Here is a 23,965-nt window from a genome sequence, read left to right on the forward strand (position 1 = left end):
GGGACTCGGCCTGACTCGGCGATCGATACAAAGCGCCGCTGCGAGCGAGCCCGGGGGAGGCATGTTCATCATCCCGGCGTCGACCGACCGCGGTCGGATCCGTGCCACGGCGGCCATGCTCGTCATCGTGGGCTGGACAGCTTGCGCCCCTGCAATCGCCAAGGGCGTCGAGCCGGTCTCCTTCGGGTCCCAAGGGATCGTCCCCCTCGACCGGGTCGCCGCGTGGACCGCTCCCAAGGTGAACGTGGACGGGCTTCTCGCGGAGGACGCCTTGAACGCGGGACGTTCGGACCTCCCGTACCGGGTCGGTTTCCCGATGCCCGCGGATCTCGAGACCACGAAGAGCGGGACCTGGGAGGAGCTCGACTGCGGGGATCGCCTGTGGCGGCTGCGCGTCCGGAGCGACGGGGCGCTGTGGATCGTGCTCGGCTTCGACACGTTCCGGCTGCAGGACGGCGCGCGGCTCTGGATCTACGAACCGAAGGGATCGACGGTCCTCGGTCCCTTCACCACCGCGGACGTCCGCGACCGCGGGGATCTGTGGTCCGTTCCCGTTGATGGCGACGAGCTGGTCGTCGAGATCTTCTGGCCGGCGAAGCTTCGCCTCGAGGATCCCCGGATCCACCTTGGAACGGTGTCCCACGGTTACAAGCCGTTCGGCACGATCGGCCGGGCGGCGTGGCAGGCGAGCGCGCGCTCGCTCGGCGACTCGGGACCGTGCAATGTCGACGTCGCCTGTCCCCTCGGCGCGGACTGGCAGAACGAGAAGCGCGGCGTCGTGATCCTCCTTTCGGGAGGCTCGGGTTTCTGCACCGGGTCGCTGATCAACGACACCGCGAACGACTGCAGGCCCTACGTCCTGACCGCGGCTCATTGCTCCGCAGGATCGGGCACCGCGTTCGGCTTCAACTTCGAGCGACAGGCCTGCGGCGCCGGCGATCCCGGCGCGCCGACCACGCAGATGATCTCGGGCGCGACAGTCCGTGGGGACGACGCCTCGAGCGATTTCACGCTCCTCGAGATGAGCGCCCTCCCGCCGGCAACGTTCGGCTTCTACCTCAACGGGTGGAGCCGCGATCCCGGTCCCGCCGCCACGACGTGGGTGATCCATCACCCGTCGGGCGACGTCAAGAAGATCAGCCACGACGCCGACCCGCCGACCGACGGGTTGCAGTGGGGGGCCACCCATTGGCGCATCGGGCAGTACGAAGAAGGCACGACGGAGCCCGGCTCCTCGGGCGCGCCGCTCCTCGACCAGAACCACCGCATCGTGGGGCAGCTCCACGGCGGCACGGCCTCGTGCTCCAGCCTGACATACGACGAGTACGGGAAGGTCTCCGCCTCGTGGGGAGGAGGCGGCACCGCCGGCACGCGGCTGTCCGACTGGCTCGATCCCCTGGGCACGGGCGCCATCGTCTGGGAGGGCCTCGACGGGGCCTCCTGCTACTTCCAGCCCGCGGGGTCGGTCTCGCTCAACCGGAGCCGATACGCTTGCATGGACTCGGTAGGGATCCACCTGCGCGACGACAATCTCGCCGGCCAGCCGACCCAGGAGGTTTCCCTTTCGTCAACCACCGAGCCGGCTCCCGAGACCGTGACGCTCGGCGCCGTCGCGGAGGGCTCGGGGGAGTTCCAGGGCACGTTCCCCCTGGCTGCGGTCGCCGCGGCACACGGCGACGGACAAGTTTCCGTGGCCGACGGGGACACGATCACCGTCACGTACGTCGACGCGGACGACGGGCTGGGACACACGGGCGTGCCGAGGACGGCGACGGCGATGGCCGACTGCGCGCCTCCCCGGATCTCGGAAGTTCTGGCGACCGGCGTGACCGAGAGCGCCGCGACGATCACCTGGAGGACGGACGAAGCGTCGACCAGCGTGGTGCACTACGGCGCCGCCCCGCCGGGGACCTCCACGTCGTCGATCGTCGCCCTGGTCGCATCGCACGGCGTGACCCTCGCCGGGCTCTCGGAGTGCACGACGTTCTACTACTGGGTCGAGTCGTCGGACGGAACCGGCAACCAGGCCTACGACGACGCCTCCGGTGCCTTCTACACGTTCACGACCGAAAGGAGCACCCTTCCCGCGTCCCCGTGCGGGCCTCACGCGAGCGTCGTCGGCATCGAACCGGTGCACGACGCCTGCGACTCGGGAGGCGCGGGAGACGCCGACGGGAACTGGGATGCGGGGGAGCAGGTGCAGTTCAGCGTCAGGATCGAGGACGACGGGACGACGCCCCTCACGGGGATCACCGCGACCCTCGTGCCGACCACCCCCGGGGTGGCGGTGATCGACGCGGTGGCGGCCTACCCCGATCTCGCGGCGGGCGCCACCGCGGACTCGCTGGCCCCGCAGTTCACCGCGAAGCTCCGTCCCGGCTTGGGCTGCGGAGAAGCGGTGTCCTTCGACGCGACGATCCGCACCAACGAGGGGACGTGGATCGGCTCGACCGCTGAGCACGTCGGCAGGGCGCTCGCCGCGGCCGGGACCGCCCTCGACGAGTCCTTTGCCTCCGGGATCCCGGCCACCTGGGCTGTCGACGACGGGGGCTCGGGCGGCGGCGCGGCCGCCACGTGGACGACCGCCAACCCGGGTTCCAGGATCTTCACGGCGCCCATTCTGGCGCCGGCGGCCGTCGTGGACAGTGCCGGGGCCGGTCCGGAGGCGACGCAGGACGAGCAGCTGATCACCCCGGTGCTCGACCTCTCGGCGGCCTCGTCGGTGACGCTCGAGTTCGACCAGTACTTCAGATGGTACGGCAGCGGCCAGAGCGAGATCGGCGACGTGGACGTCGGCTCGAGCCTGACCGGCGAGACCTGGGTCAACGTCTACCGCCGTCAGGGCGCCTCCACGGCGAACCCGGATCACCGGGTCCTCGACCTCACGGCCCAGGCGGCGGGGGCGCCGGACGCGCAGATCCGCTTCCATTACTACCAGGCCAGCTACGAGTGGTACTGGGAGGTGGACAACGTCAAGGTGACCACCTCGGCGCCGGGAAGCTGTCAGACGAACCCGTGCGCGATCCCCGCCGGCCCTCCTCCCCCGGTCCCCGACGGGAGCTTCGGGCTACCCATGCGGGCCGGCCGCGCGGAGCCAGACGGCACGTCCATCGAGCTGTCCTGGGACGTCGCGACGTGCGTGGCCGCGAATTACAAGGCGCTGTACGGATCGCTGGCCCATCTCCCGACCTACGGCGTGGACGGAGCGGCGTGTGCGCTGGGAACGGCGGGCGGAGCGATTTGGAACGGCGTTCCCGCGGGCGATCTGTGGTTCACCATCGTGGCGACCGACGGCAGCGGCACGGAAGGGACCTGGGGTGTCGACGGCTCCGGCGGTCCCGAGGGGGGCACGGCGCCCTCGGGCCAGTGCGGCGACTCGGCGCGCGAGAATCTCGGGTCTTGCCCCTGACGATCCGCGGCTCGGCGGGCCGCGTCGGCCCGCGGGCGCAGGAGAGGCTCGGGGGTGGAAAGGCCTGACGAATGAAGGACTTCGCTTGACACTCGACCGGCACCACCGTATACGAGACACCGTCGGGAATCGGCCGCCCGGCGCGTACCGGGTGTGGGCAGGTGTGCCGCGAGGAGCTCGAAGGTGAGCGAGCCCGGGACCTCCCCGATCCATACGGTGGACTCCGCGCCCGAAAGGAGCGCCTTCCATCGTTTCGAGGGCTTGCTCGCCGAGAGCGCACAAGGGGTCGCCCAGCCTTCGGACTACCGGCTGATCGCGGGCATGCGGCTGTTTCTCGCGGCGGCGGGGCTCCTGGTCGTCGCGCTCGTACCCCCCGAGCATCGCTACGGGCTCCGGCTCACCTACGCGATGCTGGTGGCGTACACGATGTTCGGCGCGGCCGTTTACGTGATCCAGGTCGCGCGAGGTCGCGCCGGCCCGGTGCTCGTCGAGTGGGAGCACTGGATCGACGTGGCGTGGTACTCGGCCATCGTCGCGCTCAGCGGCGGAGGCAACACGATCTTCTTCTACGGCTTCTTCTTCCCGATCCTGGTCGCTTCATTTCGATGGGGGTTCGCCTCGGGAATGCGGGTGACCTTGGTCTCCACCGTGCTCTTCACCGTCCTCGGCTACGCGACGGCGCCGCCGGAACCCGAATTCGAGCGCCAGCGCTTCTTGATCCGCCCCGCGTTCCTTCTGGCCCTGGGCTACATGATGGCTTCGCGGGGGGGCTTCGAGGTCAAGCTCCGAACGCGCCTCCAGTTCCTCAAGGACGTCGGCACCGTTTCCAACGCGCGCTTCGGAATCGACCGGACGGTCGGCGTCCTGATCCACCGCGTGATGCGGTTGTACGACGCCGGCGGCTGCGCGCTCATCACGCGCGATGCCACGACGGGGCTCCACGAGCTGCGCCACGTCCGTCGCGGGCAGCCCGAGGGGGCGGTGCAGGCGGACTCGGTCCCCGAGGATTTCGCCACACGGCTACTGAGGTTTCCCGACGATCTCGCGGTCGAGTTCGCGAAGCCCGACCGGGTGAAGACCTGGCCCGTCGCCGTTTCCGAGGGGGGACGCCGCGTTTCCAAGACGCCGCAGGCGTGGGACGGCCAGGCGGCCTGCGAGCTCCTGGCGGCCGTCCTCGAGGCCGACTCGTTCCTGGGCGTGCCGTTCGTCCTTCCCAATCGGGGTCGGGGATGGCTCTGGCTCGCCTTCGACGCGACGCGCTCGTTCGACGAATCGGACGTGGCGTTCCTCGTTCAGGTGGTCGATCACGCCCTGCCCGTCATCGAGAACATCCGGCTCGCCGATCGCCTCGCCGCCAGCGCGTCCGAGGAAGAGCGGAAGCGAATCGCCCGCGACATCCACGACAGCGTGATCCAGCCGTACGTCGGGCTGCGCATCGGGCTGGCGGGGTTGCGCCAGAAGATCCTGTCGCAAGGCCCGGACGTGAGGGACGAGGTCGAGCGCCTCCTCGAGATGACCGCCCACGGCATCGACGATCTCCGCCACCAGGTATCCACGCTCCGATGGGGAGGGGGCTCGGGCGAGGGCTTGGTGCCGGCGGTCACGCGCTTCGCGGCCAAGTACTCCGAGGCGACGGGAATCCTGGTGGAAGTGATGTCGGAGAGCGACATCCCCGTCGACGATCGGATCGCAGGGGAGGCGTTCCAGATGATCGCGGAAGGGCTGAGCAACGTGAGGAGGCACAGCGGTGCCTCCCGTGCTACCGTCCGCATGGCCTGCAAGGGGGGATTCCTCGCCCTGAGCATCGAGAACGAGGGCGCCGCCGGAACGCCGTTCGCTCCCTTCAGGCCGCGCTCGATCGCAGAGCGCGCCGAAGCGCTCGGCGGCTGCGTCGGCGTCACCGGCAGGGAAGACGGAGGTGCGATCGTGAGCGTGGAGATACCGCTGTGACGCCTCAAGACTCCGAAACCCTGATGCCGACCTCGGCCCCGCCGGTCCGGATCCTCCTCGTGGACGATCACGCCCTCGTCCGTCACGGGCTGAGGATGCTCCTCGAGAGCGATCCGGCGTTCGAGGTCGTGGGCGAGGCTCAGGACCGCGCCGGCGCGCTCCGTATCGCCGAGAGCGGCCAGCCGGACATCGTCCTGCTCGACCTCGATCTGGGCGCCGAAAGCGGCCTCGACCTGATCGGAGATCTCCGAACGGCGGCCCCCGCCGCCAGGATCCTCATCCTGACCGGCCTGCGGGACGTGCTGGTCCAGCGCCGCGCCGTTCATCTCGGGGCGGTGGGGATCGTCGAGAAGGAGGCCGCTCCCGACGTGCTCCTCAAAGCCGTGCACAAGGTCCGGGCCGGCGAGGTCTGGCTCGACCGCGCGACGACCGCGAGCGTGCTCGCGGAGCTGTCGCACGCGACCGAAATGGCGAGGAGCGACCCCGAGGTCGTGAAGATCGCCTCCCTGAGCCCCCGGGAGAAGGAAGTGATCGTGCTTCTCGGCGACGGCCTGAGCAACCGGCGGATCGCCGGACAGCTCTGCATCAGCGAGACCACCGTGCGCCATCACCTGACGTCGATCTTCGCCAAGCTCGAAGTGCACGATCGGCTACAGCTCCTCCTCTACGCCTACCGGCACAAGCTGGTCCAGCCTCCCCGCACCGTCTGACAAGAACAATCGACAGAAGAACCCGGCGCGTCCTCGACTTGGACGCGGCGAGTTTGCTCCTCGCGCGATGTAAACAGGATCGAACGTGTCCGATGTCGAGTGGCACTTGTGTCCCATCGCGACGGGTCGCATAGTGCGCGAAGATTTTGACCGATGCGCCGATTGCGCCGTAGTCGCGACCGCTGTAAACCATGTCGGCCACGGTCCTGGATGACTCGGGAAAAGCTCCTCGGACGATTTCCAACGAGGCGCCACGCGCTGATGCGGCTCGAGCGACCCTGCTCGTGGACCGGTCTTTCACGCCACGGAACGGCTAAAGGTCAGAAGACGCGGAACTTGATCCCGTGGAATGGTCGTCCTGAGCCTGAAGGATGTCGGACTCCGCCGTTGCCGGTGGCCTTCGAGCACCGTATAGATGAAGGTCGCACCATCGCGAGGGGGCATGGCTGCTACAGAGCTTATTCGCGGAAACTTGCTCGCCGCCGTCACGATGGGTCGCCGTGTCGCACGTCGCCGGCTTTCGTTCGGTCGTATCTCGACGGCCATCACCACGCGCCTCGCGGGAGCCTGCCTCCACGGGTCGTATCGGAAGCGCGGAAGGTTTGGCACGAAGAATGCCCGTCGTCCCGTGCAGTGCGGGATGAGGTTTCTCTGCGGGTTTTCGGGCTCCTCGGTCAGGCAAGGAACGCACGACGGTCGGAAGTCTTGATTCGACTCGAGGGGGCACGCCAGTGACGGCAACGACCGTTCTCGAGACGTGGGGCAGCGCGCGCTGGATCCGCTGCGCTGTCGCGGCTCTCGTCGTCGTTTCGGCCACCCTCGCCGCGGATCCGCCCCAGGGGGAGAATCGACCGGGTGGACCGCCCACCCTGGCAGGGGTGAGCGCGGTCACCGATGGGGAAGGCAACCCGGTGGACCGGGAGGAATCGGCGGGCTCGTCGACGTCCGCCCGTTGGGGGATCGCGGGCGGGCCCCGCACGCCGGAGGTCCAGCGGGGCCAGGGTTGGTGGCCGTACAAGACCCCCCTTCCTCCATATAACGGGGTCGGCAAGCGTGCCGAGGCCCTGGCCGAGGATGAGATCCTGGTCAACGGCGTCGCCACGCTGGACGTGAAGGCCCCTCGCGCCGCGCTGGCGCAGATGCCGGCGGACCTCGTGCTCGAGGAGGGGAGCCAGCTCGCCCGTGAGAACGGCTTTTACCTCGTCAAGATCGACGGGTTCACCCGCGATCAGTCGCAGGTGGATGCTCTCGAGGCCGCCGGCGCGGTCCTCGGCGAGTACGTCAACATCAATACCTACATCGCCGAGATCCCGTCCCGGGCCGTCGCGGCCGTCAAGGAACTGCCGTTCGTGACGTTCGTGGGCGATTACCATCCGGCATACAAGATCAGCCCGCGTATCGGCCAGGAGCTGATCCCGGTGGACGTGGCCTACGATCAGGCCACGGGCGCGATGCGACCGTGGGCTCTCGAGCTGACCCTCCACAGGGGTGCGGACCTCGGAGAGGTCCTGGACTCCCTTGGACGCCTGGGCATCTTCCCGCGGCCGGAGCAAATCGTCTCCAACGCGGAGCTGACCGTGGTCTTGGCGGAGACCGCCCCCGAGGCCGTGCCCGACCTCGCCATGATCCCGGGGGTGAGGTGGATCTCCGAGAAGACCTATGCGCACCTCCTGGCGTCGTCCACCTCGCCGACCGTGGTGCCGGTGCTCCTGCAGAACGACGGCGTGTTCACCACGAACACGCTCACGGGCTGGAAGCTCTGGAACGTCGGGCTCAGGGGCGACGCGAGCGGCACGGCCCAGATCGTCACCGTGATGGACACGGGCCTCAACACCAACGCCGAGCATTTCGCCCAGGACACGTCCGAGCCCGGAACGGTGGGGACCTCCCACAGGAAAGTCGTCGGCTACGACGAGTACGGCGGCGACGTGTGCGTGACGAGCTACGCCTCCGCCGATGGGGGGCATGGGACCTGGACGGCGCAGCACGCGGTGGGATCGATCTCCAACATGGGGGCGAATCCGGACACGACGCACACCCCCGCCACCTACTACGACATCGGCATCGCCCCGAACGCGAAGGTCTATTTCCAGGACATCGGGACCTCGGCGGGTTCCATCAACGCACCCACCGACCTCGGGCCCTCGATCACCGCCTCCATCGGGAAGGGCTCTTTCATCCAGACCCACTCGTGGGGCACGTCGTCGCCCACCTACGACACCACCGCCAGCAACCTCGACACCGCCATCTACGACAACCCCGGTATGGTGGTGACGGTGGCGGCCGGAAACGGTGGCGTCACGGGTGGGGGGACCATCGGCTCCCCCTCGACGGCGAAGAACGCGATCTCCGTGGGCGGCACCGATCCTTCGAGCCCCGACCGTCTCTTCGAGGACTGCGGGTGGGACGGAAACGCCGCGTGCTCCGGCAGCCTCGACCTGGGCTCGGGGCGGGGACCCGTCTCGACCTCCGGCCGCATCAAGCCCGACATCCTGGCCTACATGGCGAACCTCGAGAAGATCGGCGGGGAGCTCGAGGCGGGTGAGCGGCCTCACGCGATGTGCCAGACCGACTCGACGAAGTCCGTGTACTGGGATTGGACGAACGGTAGCAAGTCCGGAGGCACCTCGTTCTCGGCTCCGGACGCGGCGGGACTCGCCGCCCTCGTTCGCGATTACTTCCTCGCCGGATACTATCCGACCGGTGCGGCCGTACCGGCCAATGCCATCGACCCCGTGGGCTCGCTGGTCAAGGCGATGATCCTCGCCTCGGGCGAGGACATGGGGACGACCGCGTATCCGACCGACAGCATCACGATCTCGAAGCGTTACGGCAGCGACGTCGGCTACGGCCGGGCCAATCTCCCGGCGGTCCTTCACCTCGGGAGCGGCGCGCCGTTCCTCTGGGTCCAGAACGGCGACGCCCTGGGCGACGGGAGCACCAGGACCTTCTACTACACGATCAACGGCAACGGCATCCCGCTGCGGATCATGATGACCTACTACGACGCGGCGGGGAACACCCTCCAGAAGGACTGCGACCTCGAGGTCACGATCGGCTCGAGCGAGTACTGGGGGAACAACTTCTCGAGCGGGTGGAGTACGGCCTCCGCCGCGACCCGGGATCATACCAACCCGACCGAGGGCGTCTTCCTCGACGCGGCGCACGGACTTCCCTCCTCCGGGACCGTTCGGGTCGACGTGATCGGCTACAACGATCCGGGCGGCATGACCTACTCCCTGGTGGTCGCCGGGGACGTCGCGAGTCAGGGCGTGGCGCAGGTTTCCCTGAACAAGGGGGAGTACACCTGCTCCGACACGGTGAGGGTCACGGTCGACGACTCGGGGGCGACCTCGCCGGTCTCCGTCACGCTCACCAGCAAGGACGGCGCCCAGGCGGTCGTCGACACGAAGACCGTGTCGTGCACCGGCTCCGGCGGCGTCTTCACCGGGACCCTCGCGACCGGCGGCAGCGGCATCGCCGTGGCCGACGGAGGGAGCCTCACCGCGACCTACGGATCGGTCGCTCCGGCGGTCGCGGCCGTCGCGTGTCAGGCCGCGGTGGCGGACGGCGGGTACGTCATCCAAGGCGGCTGCGACAACGACGCCGCCGGGACCGACCCCTTCACCGGCCCCATGTTCAACGGCGGAGTCAACGAGTACTACACCAAGTACATGGACGCCGGCGAGTACAGCAGCTACACGATCGGCTTCGTGAACCCGACGGAGGCCGGGCTGACGGACGTGCGCGTGCACCTCAGCTTCTCGGGGGCCGGTGCCTCCAAGATGACCGCGCTCAACAACGACATCCACGTGGGTACGGTCCCCGCACACGGCCTGAGAGGCGCGGTGTTCGAGGTCTACACGGACCCCTCCACCGTCGGCCTGACCCCGGTCAACATGGACTTCGACGTCACGTCCCCGGCGGACGGATTCACCGTGCCGAAGCGCCTGACCCAGACGCGGCTCCTCCAGGCCGACGACGTCGTCGCGCGGCAGACGCAGTGCAACACGTTCGACACGAACCCGCTCTCTTCGAGCTGGTACGAGTCGGTCGTCGGCGCGGCCACGACCAACCCGTGGCGTTGGACCGGTAGCGCGTCCCAGCCCGCCACCGTGGGCAGCGAAAATCGGACCGACGGAATCTGCAGCAGCAGCGTCGCGAACGCCGGCATGATGGTGGGCAACTCATCCACCACCTCCGGCAACAACTTCAACAACAACGCCGACTCGTTCCTGCTCACGAATTTCCAGCCGGCGCTCAGGGGGACCGCGGCCAACGGACAGCCCTACTACTACGCCTGGAAGTGGCATTCCTTCTACCACGCGTCGGAGACCGTCTCCAACGTGGGGGGCGTGTGGGGGGCGTTCTACAACGATCAGTGGAACAGTCCGACCCACCCGTCGGGCGACCAGGCGGCGGAGTTTCCGATCTCGGTGGCCTACTACTACCACACGATCTTCGACTACGCGGGCACCTGGAACTGGGAGACGGCCAACACCGGAATTCCGGACCAACCCGCGTACGGCCCCGGCTCGGGGGGCGCCCCGAATCAGCTCATCGTCACGTTCAACAGCGTGGGCGGCCAGGCCACGATCGGCACGTGGTTCGCGTACGGCCACGAGCACATGGACGTCTACTTCTTCAATCACGGCACGTCGCACGGCACCCACCGCGACATCGCTCTCGACAACGACGACCTGGTGTACGACGAGTACTACGCCTCCGCGCAGTCGGGAGCGTCGTGCGGCGGGAGCGGGCAGGTGGGTCTGGTGGCGTTCGACCGGTACGCCTACGACGACTGCCCGTCGTCCACCGCCGTCCTGAGCGTGGTGGACGCCGGCGCGACCTCACCCGTCACGGTGACCGTGTCGAGCCCCGGCACCGGCGACAGCGAGATCGTGTCGCTGACGGGCTCGGCTCCCTACTTCTCGGGGACCCTCTCGCTCGCGACCCGCTCCGGGGTCGGCCGCAACAACGGGGTCCTGTTCGTTCTGCCCAGCGAGACGATCACCGCCACCTACACGGACGCCTCGCCCGTCGGGACCACGATGGCCACCGCCACCCTCGAGTGCGCGGGCGGCGACGTCGTCTACGTGTCGAGCACCCAGGCCTCGGACAACGGCGACAACGACGGGATCGCGGACAACGGCGAGACCGTCGCCATGGACATCACGATCCGGAACGACATGGCGACGCCTCTGACCGGCACCACGGTGACGATCTTCTCGGACTCACCAAACATCGACTGCTTCTCGAGCAACCAGGCGGTCTACGGCACCGTGGCCGCGGGAGCCACGGCGACGAACCGACCGAGCGACCGGTTCATCTTCCGCGTGTCGCCGACGGTTGCCTGCTCCGACTGGCAGGCCCCGCCCACGGCGAAGTTCACCGTGGTCGTCACCGGGGATGGCGTGAGCGCCCCCTCGACGCTGCAGACGTTCACCCTCCCTCTGGATCTCGACCCGACCGCTTACGGCGGCAGCTACGCCTACAACCAGAGCTTCGGAACGGATCCCGGCTGGACCACCGGCACGGTTCCGGACGATGACAACGCGTCCGGCTGCGCCGGCATCGCCTACGTGAACGACTTCCACTGGTGCGCCGCCTGCGGCAACGGCGGTGGCGGCTACGGGGCCTGGGTCGGCAACGGACCTTTCGGGACCTCCGGGCAGGAGTACAGCGGATATTCCTCGTCGGCGCTCTACTCGCCGGTCTTCGTCGCCAACGGCAACGTCACGCTGCAGTTCTCCGTGGCGTACCGGACCGAGGAGACCTACGACGGCGCGCTTGTTCAGTACAGGGTGGGATCGGGCTCCTGGGCCCGGCTCCCGTTCACCTCGCCGGCGCAGGCGCCGCTCACGGCGTCCACGTCGTTCTGCGATCCGCTGGCGTCGGGTGTCACGGCCTGGACCGGGGCCGGCGCGAGCTGGACCACGACGAGCACCGCGACGGTGAACGCCACCTCGGGCCAGAACGTCCAGTTCCGCTTCAGGCTGGGCACCGACTCCATCGGTGCCGGGACGACCTATGGCGGATTCGGCGTCGACGACGTGGCCGTCGGCAACCTCGAGCAGACGCTGATCTGCGAGCCCACGCGCAACACGAGCTTGCCGGGTTGCTGCCCCGTGCCCATCGGGCTCACGAACAATACCGCGTCGGACCTCGGCCCCGCCTTGGACACCGGGGTCCTCGTCTCCTGGTCCCAGGACCCGACCAGCTGGGGCGGCACCGGCGGCACCCTCACCTACGACGTGCTCCGGGACGGCACGGCGATCGCCAGTGGCATCGCCTACGGCACCACGTCGTTCGTCGACAACACCGCCGTGAACGGGACGATGTACGCGTACACCGTTCGGTACAACAACGGCTGCGGGTCGAGCGCCACGACCCTGGGTGTGCAGGCCGCCGACGACGTCTGCGGCTTCGTCTGCACGCCCCTCGACTCGTGTCATGACGCCGGCGTTTGCAATCCACAGACCGGGATCTGCTCCAATCCCGCGAAGGCCAACGGCGCAACCTGCAACGACGGCAACGCGTGCACGCAGACGGACACGTGCCAGGCGGGCGTCTGCACGGGGACGAACCCGGTGGTCTGTACGGCCGATCCGTGCCACGACCCCGGAGCGTGCGACCCCGGAACGGGCGCGTGTTCGGCGGCCACGCCGAAGACCAATGGGACGTCCTGCAACGACGGCGACGCCTGCACGCAGACGGACACGTGCCAGGCGGGGGTCTGCACGGGGTCGAACCCGGTGATCTGCACGCCGCTCGATCCATGCCATGACTCGGGAGTCTGCGATCCGGGCACCGGGATCTGCTCCAACCCGGCGAAGGCCAACGGCACGACCTGCAACGACGGAAGCGCTTGCACGCAGACGGACACGTGCCAGGCGGGGGTCTGCACGGGCTCGAGCCCGGTGATCTGCACGCCGCTCGACCAATGTCACGACGCCGGGGTCTGCGATCCGGGGACGGGGATCTGCTCCAACCCCGCGAAAACCAACGGCGCGACCTGCAACGACGGCAGCGCCTGCACCCAGACGGACACGTGCCAGGCGGGTGTCTGCACGGGGGCGAACCCGGTGGTCTGCACGGCCGATCCGTGCCACGACCCCGGAGCGTGCGACCCCGGAACGGGGGTGTGCTCGGCGGCCACGGCCAAGACGGACGGGACATCTTGCAATGACGGCAACGCGTGCACGTTGACGGACACGTGTCAGGCGGGGATCTGCACGGGGTCGAATCCGGTGATCTGCACGCCGCTCGATCCATGCCACGACGCCGGAGTTTGCGATCCGGGAACGGGGATCTGCTCCAACCCGGCGAAGGCCAACGGCGCGACCTGCAACGACGGGAGCGCCTGCACGCAGACGGACACGTGCCAGTCGGGGGTCTGCACGGGCTCGAACCCGGTGATCTGCACCGCCGACGCGTGCCACGATCCTGGAACGTGCGACCCCGGGACGGGCGTGTGCTCGGCGCCCACCGCCCAAACGGACGGGACGTCCTGCAACGACGGCAACGCCTGCACGCGGACGGACACGTGTCAGGCGGGCGTCTGCACGGGGTCGAACGCGGTGATCTGCACGCCGCTCGACCCGTGCCACGACGCCGGGGTCTGCGACCCTGGCACCGGGGCCTGTTCCAATCCGCCGAAGACCGACGGGAGTTCTTGCAATGACGGCAACGCCTGCACCCACACCGACGCGTGCCAGGCGGGTGCTTGCGTCGGTTCCGACCCGGTGACCTGCACGCCGCTCGACCAGTGCCATGACGCCGGAGTCTGCGATCCCGCCACCGGCATTTGCTCCGACCCGCCGAAGGCGTACGGCGCTTCCTGCGACGACGGCCTCCTATGCACGACGGACGACGTCTGCGCCTGCACTCCCGCCACGCTGAACGAGGGCTTCGATGGCGTGGCTCCTCCCGACCTTCCGACCGGCTGGACGACCGAGCTCCTCGGCGGCCAGGGCGGCGACATGGCCTGGGAGACTTCGGCGAGCTTCTACGCCACGGCGCCGAACTCCGTCTGGACCAACGATCCGCCCTACGTTTCCGACAAGGCCCTGGTCACTCCGCCGTTCGTCGCCAGGGGCGGCGGCACGGTCAGCTTCTGGACCGCGTACGATCTCGAGAAGTCGGCGTGGGATTACTGGCTCGCGTACGACGGCGCGGTCCTGGAGATCAAGCTCGGGACCGGCACTTGGCAGGACATCATCGCGGCGGGCGGGACCTTCGTCTCCGGAGGGTACGACCACACGGTCTACGCCTTCACCGGCAATCCGCTCGCCGGCCGCGACTGCTGGAGCGGAAGCGCGGGCTGGACCTTCATCGACGTCGCGCTGCCGGCGTCGGCGACGGGCTCGACCATCCAGCTCCGCTGGCGCGTGGGCTCGGACAGCATCATCGGACGGACGGGGATGGTGATCGACTCGGTCGTCCTGCCGACCTGCGGGAGCGTGGGCTGCTTCGGCACTCCCAAGACCTGCGGGGCCGATCAGTGCCACGACGGTGGAACGTGCGATCCCGGGACGGGCGTGTGCTCGGCGGCCACGACGAAGGCCGACGGGACGTCCTGCGACGACGGCAATGGTTGCACTCAGACGGACACCTGCCAGGCCGGTGCTTGCGTGGGGTCCAACCCGGTGGTTTGCTCGACGCTCGACCCGTGCCACGACGCGGGGACGTGCGACCCGGGCACCGGGATCTGCACCAACCCGCCGAAGGCCGAAGGGGCCTCCTGCAACGACGGCAATGGCTGTACGCAGACCGATACGTGCCAGTCGGGCGTTTGCACGGGCTCGAACTTCGTGATCTGCTCGCCGCTCGATCCGTGTCACGACGCGGGGGTGTGCGATCCGGGCACCGGGATCTGCTCCAACCCCGCGAAGGCCAACGGCACGGCCTGTAACGACGGCAGCGCCTGTACGCAGACGGACACGTGCCAGTCGGGGGTCTGCACGGGCTCGAACCCGGTGGTCTGCGCGCCGCTCGACTCGTGCCACGACGCCGGCGTCTGCGACCCGGGTTCGGGCATCTGCTCCAATCCGAACAAGACCGACGGCACAGCCTGCAATGACGCCGACCCGACGACCTGCAACGACGTTTGCGCCACCGGCGTCTGCGCGGGGACGTCCGTCCCGCAGCCGCCCGAGATCGACGGCAGCGTGCGGCTGGCGAAGAACCCCACGGACACCACGATCACGTGGACCGACGTGGGCGGGCCGTACAACGCGTATCGGGGAACGATCGGTCGCCCGTGGACGTTCGGCCAAACCTGCTTCTCCAGCAACCTCGGCAGCGCCAGCACCGTCGACGCGGCGGTTCCCTCGGTCGGCGCCGGCTTCTACTACCTCGTCTCGCGAATGGACCAGTGCAGGGAATCGAGTCTCGGCACGTACGGCACCGGCGCGGAGCGTCCGAACACGTCACCCTGCCCTTTGCCTTGATCGCGTTGCGGGAGCCGTCAGGCTGGAGCATCATCGACCCCGTGATGCTTGCATCCGGGGCCACGCGGACGCGCCGAGCTTTCCTGGCCCAGGTAAGCGTCGCGGTGGCGGCGCTCGGCGTGCTCCTCCTCGGTTGGGCGGCCGATTCGACGGCAGCGCCCCACCCCGCGGCCGCGTCCACGAAGGGGACCGAGATCCACGGCTACGTGATTGGGGCCGACGGGAAGCCCGTGGACCAAGCCGTCGTGCTGGTCCTCCCTCTCGCGCCCGACGCGCCGCCCGGCGCCGCGCCGCGGCCGACCACCGTCACGATTCCGGCTCGGGCCGAGACGCGCGCGGATGGGTCGTTCAGCGTCCATGGGCTCTCGGGACCGGTCTTCGCGGTGCGCGTCGAGGCGAGGGGGTACGCTCCCTTCACGCAGCTCGACGCCAAGACCGGCTCCACGGTGTCGGTGAGCTTGAGGAGAGGCTTCGCGCTCTCGGGGGTCGTGCGGGATCGGTCGACGAGAAAGCCCATCGCGGGGGTGGCGGTTCTCGTGCGTGACCCGGACGCGGAGCTCTTCGGGGAGGCGGGGTGCTCCACGGCGGTCTCCGGAATCGACGGCCGATTCGAGCTCCCGGGCGTTCCACAGGGCACCGTGACCGTCGAAGCTCGGGCCGCGGGACGGCCGCCCGGTAAGCTCGAGAACGTCTCCGTACCCCAGCGCCGCTCGGTGGCCACGGGCGAGGTCATGGGTCTCGAGTTCTTCCTCGAGGCCATCGGCCGTCTCGCGGGGCGCGTCGTGGGGCCCGATCGGAAGCCGATCGCGGGCGTGAGCCTCGAGGTGAGCCCGGTCGATCCGGCTCTTGCGGAGCTTCTGCCGGGGCGCGGCCTGCGGACAGTGGCTACCGACCCGTCCGGAGCGTTCGCGTTCGAGGCCGTTCCTCGAGGCCGGTATCGCCTCATCGCCCGGATGAAGGGATTTGCCCCCTTCGAGCGCGCGCCGATCGACGTCCCGGGAGCGGGCGACTCGGGCAAGCTTGAGATCCGGCTCGACGTGGGCGCCGCGCTCACGGTCCGGCTCCTCGACCCGGCCAGGAGGCCCGTCCACGACCTCGCGGTGGAGATCTTCGACGAATCTCGTGTGATCGGTCGCCGAAAGGGACCGTCACCCGGGCTCCCGGTGAGCCGGGACGAGATCGTGGAAGGAGAGGGCGGACTTCACACGGTCCGACATCTCGCGCCGGGGACGTTCACGGTGCGACTCCTTCCCGGGGAGGGGGGCGATGTCGAGAAGCAAGGCGTGAAGCTCGAGAACGGCATCACCACGGACCTGGGCACCGTCGTGGTCGCCGAGGGGCGGGACCTCGCCGGGCGCGTCACGGACTCGGGCAACGCCCCCGTGGAGGGCGCCGAGGTCACGGCAGCCTGGCACGACGGGGACCGCCTGAAGACACGCCAGGCCAGGACGAAGGCGGACGGACGGTACCGGATCCCGGGCCTCGTCGAGCCGCGGGTCGACCTCGTGACCGTTCGCGCGAAGGGGTTCGCGCCTGCCGAGCGCGACGGCGCGAGAGCCGGCGACCTGACGGTGGACTTCGTTCTCGTGCGAGGGGGGAGCATCGTCGGCCGCGTGGTGGCCTCGAGCGGTGCCGTACCCGCCGCGTTCCGGGTCAAGATCCGCGCCGACGGCGGAGGCGCCGCGGACTCGGCCCTGCCCGCGGGCCAGGCCGGGGAGCAGGCGAGCACGGATCCGGCGGGGGGCTTCAGGGTCGTCGACCTCGCTCCCGGCACGTACATCCTCGACGTGACCGCCCAGCATGGCTCGTCCGTGGAGAAGTCGGGGATTTCGGTCGCGGCCGAGCAGGTCACGGACGTGGGCACGGTGACCCTCGAGGCGGGAGTGACCCTGCGGGGCCGTGTCGTCGCCGCCCGGGACGGGTCGCCGGTTTCCGGTGCGGCCGTCCGCGTCGATCTACCCCAGACTTCCGCGCTTCGCGTTGACGCGATGGCTCCCGCGTTGGGAAGGGCGGTGAGCGCCGGGGACGGGTCGTTCGTCATCGGCGGGCTCGAGGCCGGAGCGCTCCAGGTGGTCGTCGAGCACCCGTCGTTTTCTCCGTCCCGCACCCGGGTCGAGCTGTCGGAGGGCGGCGAGACACCGGACCTCGTCGTGCAGATGTACCGCGGCGGAACGCTGACGGGGACGGTCTTCGGCGCGCAGCAGCAGCCCGTGCCCGACGCCGGGATCGTGGTCTACACGGGAGTCGGAGACGACGTCCGGAACGCCGTGACCGACGCGGAAGGACGCTACCTGTTCCCGTACCTGACCCCGGGGACCTACGAGGTCATGCGCGAGCCCGTTGGGGGGTTCCGTGGAGTCGGACCGGGAGCGAAAACCGCGGTCATCGTCGAAGGGGAGACGACGACGCTGGACTTCGACACGACGCCGAAGATCGTCCTGGCCGGGCGGGTCCTGAGAGGCGACACGCTGCTGCCCAACACGGCGATCGTCCTGAGCCCCACCGACGCCACGGCGCCGCCGGGAGTCAAGTCGGCCCGGTCCGACGCCGAGGGAGGCTACCGGATCGGGCTCGATTTCGGGGGCGCCTACCAGGCGTCGGTCCAGACGGGCGCGCCCGGCGGGTTGAGCTCGGTGCGCCTGGTGATCCCGGACCAGCCGGAGGTCCAGCAGGACATCGTCCTGCCCATGAACTCGATCTCCGGCAGGATCACCGGCCCGGACGGGATCGCCATCGAGGGGGCGACCATCACGACCGTCAGAGACGCCACCAGTGGAGGGGATCCCGCGAGACCGTTCAGCGCGAAATCCGGTCCCGACGGCGCCTACCGGGTGGAGGGGGTCGATCAGGGGACCTATCGCGTCACCGCCCGCGCCCAGGGCTACCAGGCCGCCGAGCTCTACCCGCTGGCGGTGAGCGACGAGACGCCGACCCCGACGGCCGACCTCTCCCTCGAGCCCGGGTGGCCCCTGAGGGGCCGATTGGTCGATCCCAAGGGGCTCGGGATCCGGGACGCGATGGTCGTCGTCGCGCCGCCGGGCCTCGCGGAGTCGGGCTCCCTGCCGACCCGCACCGACGCAAACGGCTCCTTCAGGATCACGGCACCGACCGACGGCCCGGTGAACATCACGGCGATCCCCGTGGCCTGGGCTCCGGCGCTGTTGACGGACGTCCTGCCCCCCTCGGAGGACAACGGCCCCGAGATCCTGATGCAGGCCAGCCTGGGAGGGACCCTCAGGGTCCGTGTCGTCCGCTCGAGCGGAGGATCGGTGGCCGGGGTCCAGGTGGTCCTGCGGCCCGATCCCCTCTTCCCCGGATGGGATTACGTCGCGGACCGCAATCCTCCTCGCCCGACGGACGCCGACGGCAGCACCCTGGTACCCCTCCTGTCGCCCGGGAACTACGTCATCACGGTGCCGGGCCACCCCGGCGTCGGTCCGGTGCCCGTCGCGGTGGCGGAGGGTGGGGAGGCCTCGGCGCTGGTCAGCCTGCCGTAAGCCCTCCCGTGGTGTCCCAGCGGCGAACGGGGGTGAGCGGCATCTTTGTGCCATCAAGCTGGGTCTTAAGTGCCCTCAGAAGACTGGTTTTTCTGGGTTGTAACCCGGCCCTTTTTGGTGTATGAAATCACAAGCAAGGGTCGGGGAGGGCCATGAACTGGGCATTATCGAGCGGAGAAAAACTTTCGTCGGCGGCGTATGAGCGATGCTCGTCTCTACCGGACGGGGTCATATGGACGTTCGAAGATCGTCCCGATCGAAATCCCGCCAACCCATCGCGGACGTGTGCCCGGCTCGGCCGGGCCGTTTCCGGGATGGTCGAAGTTCTAACGTTGGAAACCGCTCGCGGTTCCGTCGATCGCGGGGCAGGCGGGCTTGACCGTTAAGCTGGGAGCTGTGGAATGTCGTTTTCATTCGAAGCACCGAATGTTCGGTTATCAACCATGGGGGGGAAATCCATGACGGAAAGAATCCTCAAGGCATGGGGCATCACGTGTCTCGTCGGATGCCTCATCGTCGCGCTGTGCGCCATCGTTCCGGTGGCCCGCGCGGAGCAGAAGACCCCGCACGTCTCGAGCATCACCGACGGCGAAGGGAACCCGCTGCCCTCGGACAGTCGGGTGCAAGCCAAGAAGACGGTGATACCGGACGTCACGGAGGTCGTCCTCGACAAGACGCAGTACAACTGCAACGACACCGTCGTTCTCGCGGTGTACGACCTGGCGGCCACCGATCCGACCGTCACGCTGGTCAGCAAGGACAGCGCGGGGGCCGTCATCGACACGAAGACCCTGAGCCCGGCCGGAGCCGACGGGATCTTCACCGGGTCCATCGCGACGGGCAGCGGCATCGCCGTGATCAACGGCGGCAGCCTCACCGCGATCTACCAGGAGTCGGTCCCCACGGTCTCCGCGGCCGTCTCCTGCGGGGTCGTCCTCGACAGGGCGAAGTACACGTTCTCCCAGGCCGCTCAGGTAACGGTGAAGGACGGGGCGGCCACGTCGCCGGCTTCCGTCACGATCACCAGCCTGGACAGCGCCGGGACCCCCGTTGATACGAGGGTCGTGAGCGCCAACGGCGCCAACGGAGTGTTCTCCGGGACGATCCAGCTCGGCAGCGGCATCACGGTGACGAACGGCGGGAGCATCCGCGCGACTTACGGCGCGTGCACCCCGGCCATCGCCAGCGTGACCGACACGCTGGCCGTCTCGGACGCCGGGTTCATCATGTCGGGCGGCTGCGACAACACCTCCGCGGGCGCGGACCCCGTGACCGGCCCCCTCTTCAACGGGGGCGTCAACGAGTTCTACACGCAGTACATGGACGGCGGCGAGTACACCGCCTACACCTTCGGGTTCTCGAACGACACGGGGACGCCGCTGACCGACGTATGGGTCTCCGTCAGCTTCTCGGGGCCCGGGGGCCCCTACATGACCGCCCTGAACAACCCGGTCCACGTGGGCTCGGTTCCGGCGGGAGGAGTCGCCGGCGCGGTCTTCCAGCTCTTCACCGATCCCTCGACGCCCGGACTGACCAGCATCAACCTGGATTTCGACGTCACGGCGCCTCTCGACGGTTACGGGACGCCCACGACGTTGACCCAGGTGCAGATGCTCCAGGCCGACGACGTGGTCGTGCGGGAGGAGCAGTGCAGCCCGTTCAACACCGCCCTGACGCCCTGGTACGAGTCGAGGGTGACCGGCGGGACGACCAACCCGTGGCGCTGGACCGGCGCCGCCGGCAACCCCAACACCGTGGGCAGCGAGAACCGGACGGACGGCATCTGCGGCAGCACGGTCAACAACCGGGGAGCGATGGTCGGCAACTCGGCGACGACCGCCGGCAACAACTTCAACAACAACGCCGACTCGTTCATGCTGCAGAACTTCCAGCCGGCACTGCATGGTAACGCGCCGAACGGCGAGCCTTACCACTACATCTGGAAGTGGCACTCCTTCTACCACGCGACCGAGACCTTCTCGAACACCAGCGGCGTCTGGGGGGCGTTCTACAACAACGAGTGGGACAGCCCGACCAACCCCACGGGCGACGACGCGGGAGCGTTCCCGATCGCGGTGGCCTACTACTACCACACGATCTTCGACTACGTGGGCATCTGGAACTGGGAGACGGCCAACACCGGGACTCCGGACACTCCGGGACTCGGCCCCAGCTCGGGAGGCGCGCCCAACCAGCTCCTGATCACCTTCAACGGGGTCCAGGGCCTGGCCACGGACAACACCTGGTTCGCCTACGGCCACGAGCACGTGGACATCTTCTTCTTCATCGGCACGTCGCACGGCACGCACCGCGACATCGCGCTGGACAACGACAACCTGGTGTACGACGAGTACTACACCGCCGCCCAGGCCGCCTCCTGCGGCGCGGGCGTCCAGGTGGGCCAGGTGGCCTTCGACCGGCTGAGCTACAACGATTGCCCGGCGTCCACGGCTGTCCTCAGCGTGACGGACGCCGACGCGGTCGGGCCGATCCAGGTCACGGTGACGAGCGGCGCAGGCGACAGCGAGGTCGTCACGCTGACGGGCTCTGCGCCGTACTTCTCGGGCAATCTCACCCTGTCGACCGCCACGGGCGCGGGCGCCAACAACGGCGTCCTGTTCGTGCTGCCGACGGACACGGTCGCCGCCACCTACACCGATGCCTCGCCGGCCGGAACCTCCACCGCCTCCGCCACGGTCGGCTGCGCGACCGGGGACGTGGTCTATTCCTCCAACACCCTGGTCGCGGACAACGGCGACAACGACGGCTACGCGGACAACAACGAGACCGTCACCATGGACATCACGATCCAGAACAACATGGCGACGGACCTGACCAACGCCAAGGTGACGATCTTCCCCGCGACGTCCAACGTCGATTGCGTCTCCGACCCGGAGGCGCTGTACGGCACGGTGCCCGCAGGGGCGTCGGCGACGAACCCGTCGAGCGACCGGTTCACGTTCCACCTGTCGTCTTCGGTCGCCTGCACCGATTGGCAGTCGCCGCCCACCGCGAGGTTCATCGTGGTGATCACCGGGGACGACTTCTACGGCTCCCCGTCGCTGCAGACGTTCGACCTGGCCGTCGACCTCGACCCGTCCTCGGGCGGGACCTGGACGATGACCCAGAACTTCAACGCGGATCCGGGCTGGGCGACGAGCACCGTGCCGGACGACGACATCGCCGACGGTTTCCTCAGCTGCGTCAACACCGCGTACACGCAAGAGTTCCACTGGTGCTCGGTGTGCGGCAACGGCGACGGCGGCTACGGCGCCTGGGAGGGCAATGGCCCGTTCGGGAGCGGCAGCTACGTCAACAACACGTCGTCGGCGGTCTACTCGCCGGTCGTGGTCGCCAACGGCCCCGTCACGCTCCAGTTCGACGTGGCCTACTACATGGAGTTCCAGTGGGACGAGGCGATCGTCCAGGCCAAGGTGGGAGCGGGCAACTGGGCCCAGGTCCACTTCGCCACGCCGGCGGAGGCCTCCACCAACACGAACCGGACCGGCTGCAGTCCGATCCACGCGTCGAATCTGGGCTGGACCGGCGGCCCCGTCCCCTACACCGCCACGGATACGGCCACGGTGCCCGCGAACCTCGGCGACACCGTCCAGTTCCGCTGGAGGACCGGTTCCGACACGTCCGTCACCTACCGAGGGATGGGCGTCGACAACGTGGTCATCGGCAACCTCTCGCAGACCGTGGTCTGCGAGCCCGACCGGAACACCTGCCTGCCGGGCTGCACGGGCTCACCGTGGGTTCTTACCTGCCCGGATCCGGTCACTTCCGAGTGCCAGGGCAATCTGGCGTCCAACGTCACCGTGCCTCCGGCCACGGCAGTCGGCACCTGCGGCCAGTTCGCCACGATCACCAACAGCTACACTGCCGGCGGCGCGGACGCCTCCGGCTCTTACCCCCTGGGCACGACGATCGTGACCTACTCGGCGTCGGACGCCTACGGGAACCAGGGCACCTGCCAGACCTCCGTCACGGTCCAGGACACGCTGCCTCCGACCATCTCGGTCAGCTCGAACCCGAACGTGCTCTGGCCGCCGAACCACAGCATGGCCTCGGTCGTCAACACGGTGGTCGCGACGGACATCTGCGATCCGAACCCGATCGTCATCCTCACCTCGGCGACCTCGAGCGAGCCCGATGACGCCAACGGCGTCGGGGACGGCAGCACCATCAACGACATCCAGGGCGCCGCTCTCGGCACCCCGGACTTCTCGATCGACCTCCGCGCCGAGCGCGACGGCCACGGCTCGGGGCGCGTTTACACCATGACCTATCAGGTCACCGACAGCTCGGGTCACTCCGCGAGCGGGTCCTCGATGGTCTCGGTGCCGCACGACCGGGGCAGCGACCCGACCGAGCCGCTGATCCTGAACCTGAATGACCGCCACAGCACCTGGATGGAGTGGGTCCCGGTGGCCGACGCCCAGAGCTACGACGTGGTGCGCGGCGACCTGGCGAACCTGACGGTCCAAGGCTCGAACATCGATCTGGGTGACGTGGTCTGCATCGACAGTGCGACCGCGGACAACACGACGATGGGGTTCGAGGACACCGCGGTCCCGGCTCCCGGACACGTTTTCTTCTACGTCTCGCAGTTCTTCAACGGACAGAGGTACAGCTCGTACGGTACCGAGTCCGCCGGCAAGGCAAGAGTGGTCAAGCCCAATCACGGAGACTGCCACTAGGCACGATGGAGAGGAGGGCAGGCTCTCCTCTCCCGAACGACCCCTGGTTCGGCCCGCCCGGCCTCACGGCCGGGCGGGCCTTTCTTTTTGCAATGGCCGGTTCTGAAGGGTTTGGGGGTATGTCCGGATTGACGGGCGAGCACGAGAAACGGGGGAAAAAGGGGTTGTTCCCGGAGCGCGTGCAGCGTACTAGACCCTAGATCGGGCAGGGACGGGGCGCCGGACCGCGGCGAGGGTGCGCGGG

The 23,965-nt window shown here is 68.8% G+C and carries 6 protein-coding genes; all 6 read left to right on the plus strand.

All coding sequences use genetic code 11. From position 1 onward, the window contains the following. Window positions 1-61: 61 nt before the first annotated feature. The 6 genes from LAO51_01295 (at window position 62) to LAO51_01320 (ending at window position 23,721) form a co-directional block, all read left to right on the plus strand. Entirely contained in the window at window positions 62-3,409 is a 3,348-nt protein-coding gene (locus tag LAO51_01295) for a serine protease (protein MBZ5637371.1), read from the plus strand. A 183-nt stretch (window positions 3,410-3,592) separates the two neighbouring features. After that, a complete protein-coding gene (locus tag LAO51_01300) occupies window positions 3,593-5,359 on the plus strand; it encodes a hypothetical protein (protein MBZ5637372.1) in 1,767 nt (588 codons plus the stop codon). Then, a complete protein-coding gene (locus tag LAO51_01305) occupies window positions 5,356-6,069 on the plus strand; it encodes a response regulator transcription factor (protein MBZ5637373.1) in 714 nt (237 codons plus the stop codon). Before LAO51_01300 ends, LAO51_01305 begins: the two co-directional genes overlap by 4 nt. A gap of 731 nt (window positions 6,070-6,800) precedes the next feature. After that, window positions 6,801-15,521, plus strand: a complete 8,721-nt coding sequence (locus LAO51_01310) for a S8 family serine peptidase (protein MBZ5637374.1) — start codon at window positions 6,801-6,803, stop codon at window positions 15,519-15,521. 41 nt (window positions 15,522-15,562) lie between these two features. Continuing rightward, a complete protein-coding gene (locus LAO51_01315) occupies window positions 15,563-19,018 on the plus strand; it encodes a carboxypeptidase-like regulatory domain-containing protein (protein MBZ5637375.1) in 3,456 nt (1,151 codons plus the stop codon). A 458-nt stretch (window positions 19,019-19,476) separates the two neighbouring features. After that, complete coding sequence (locus LAO51_01320; protein ID MBZ5637376.1) at window positions 19,477-23,721, plus strand: HYR domain-containing protein; 4,245 nt, start codon at window positions 19,477-19,479, stop codon at window positions 23,719-23,721. The last annotated feature ends 244 nt before the right edge of the window (window positions 23,722-23,965 follow it).

It is taken from the genome of Terriglobia bacterium, from assembly GCA_020073205.1.
Classification (GTDB): Bacteria; Acidobacteriota; Polarisedimenticolia; order Polarisedimenticolales; family JAIQFR01; genus JAIQFR01.

Excerpts from the sequence above, each read along its gene's own strand:
- LAO51_01295 (MBZ5637371.1), top strand. The coding sequence starts at position 62 with ATGTTCATCATCCCGGCGTCGACCGACCGCGGTCGGATCCGTGCCACG.
- LAO51_01320 (MBZ5637376.1), top strand. The coding sequence starts at position 19,477 with ATGACGGAAAGAATCCTCAAGGCATGGGGCATCACGTGTCTCGTCGGA.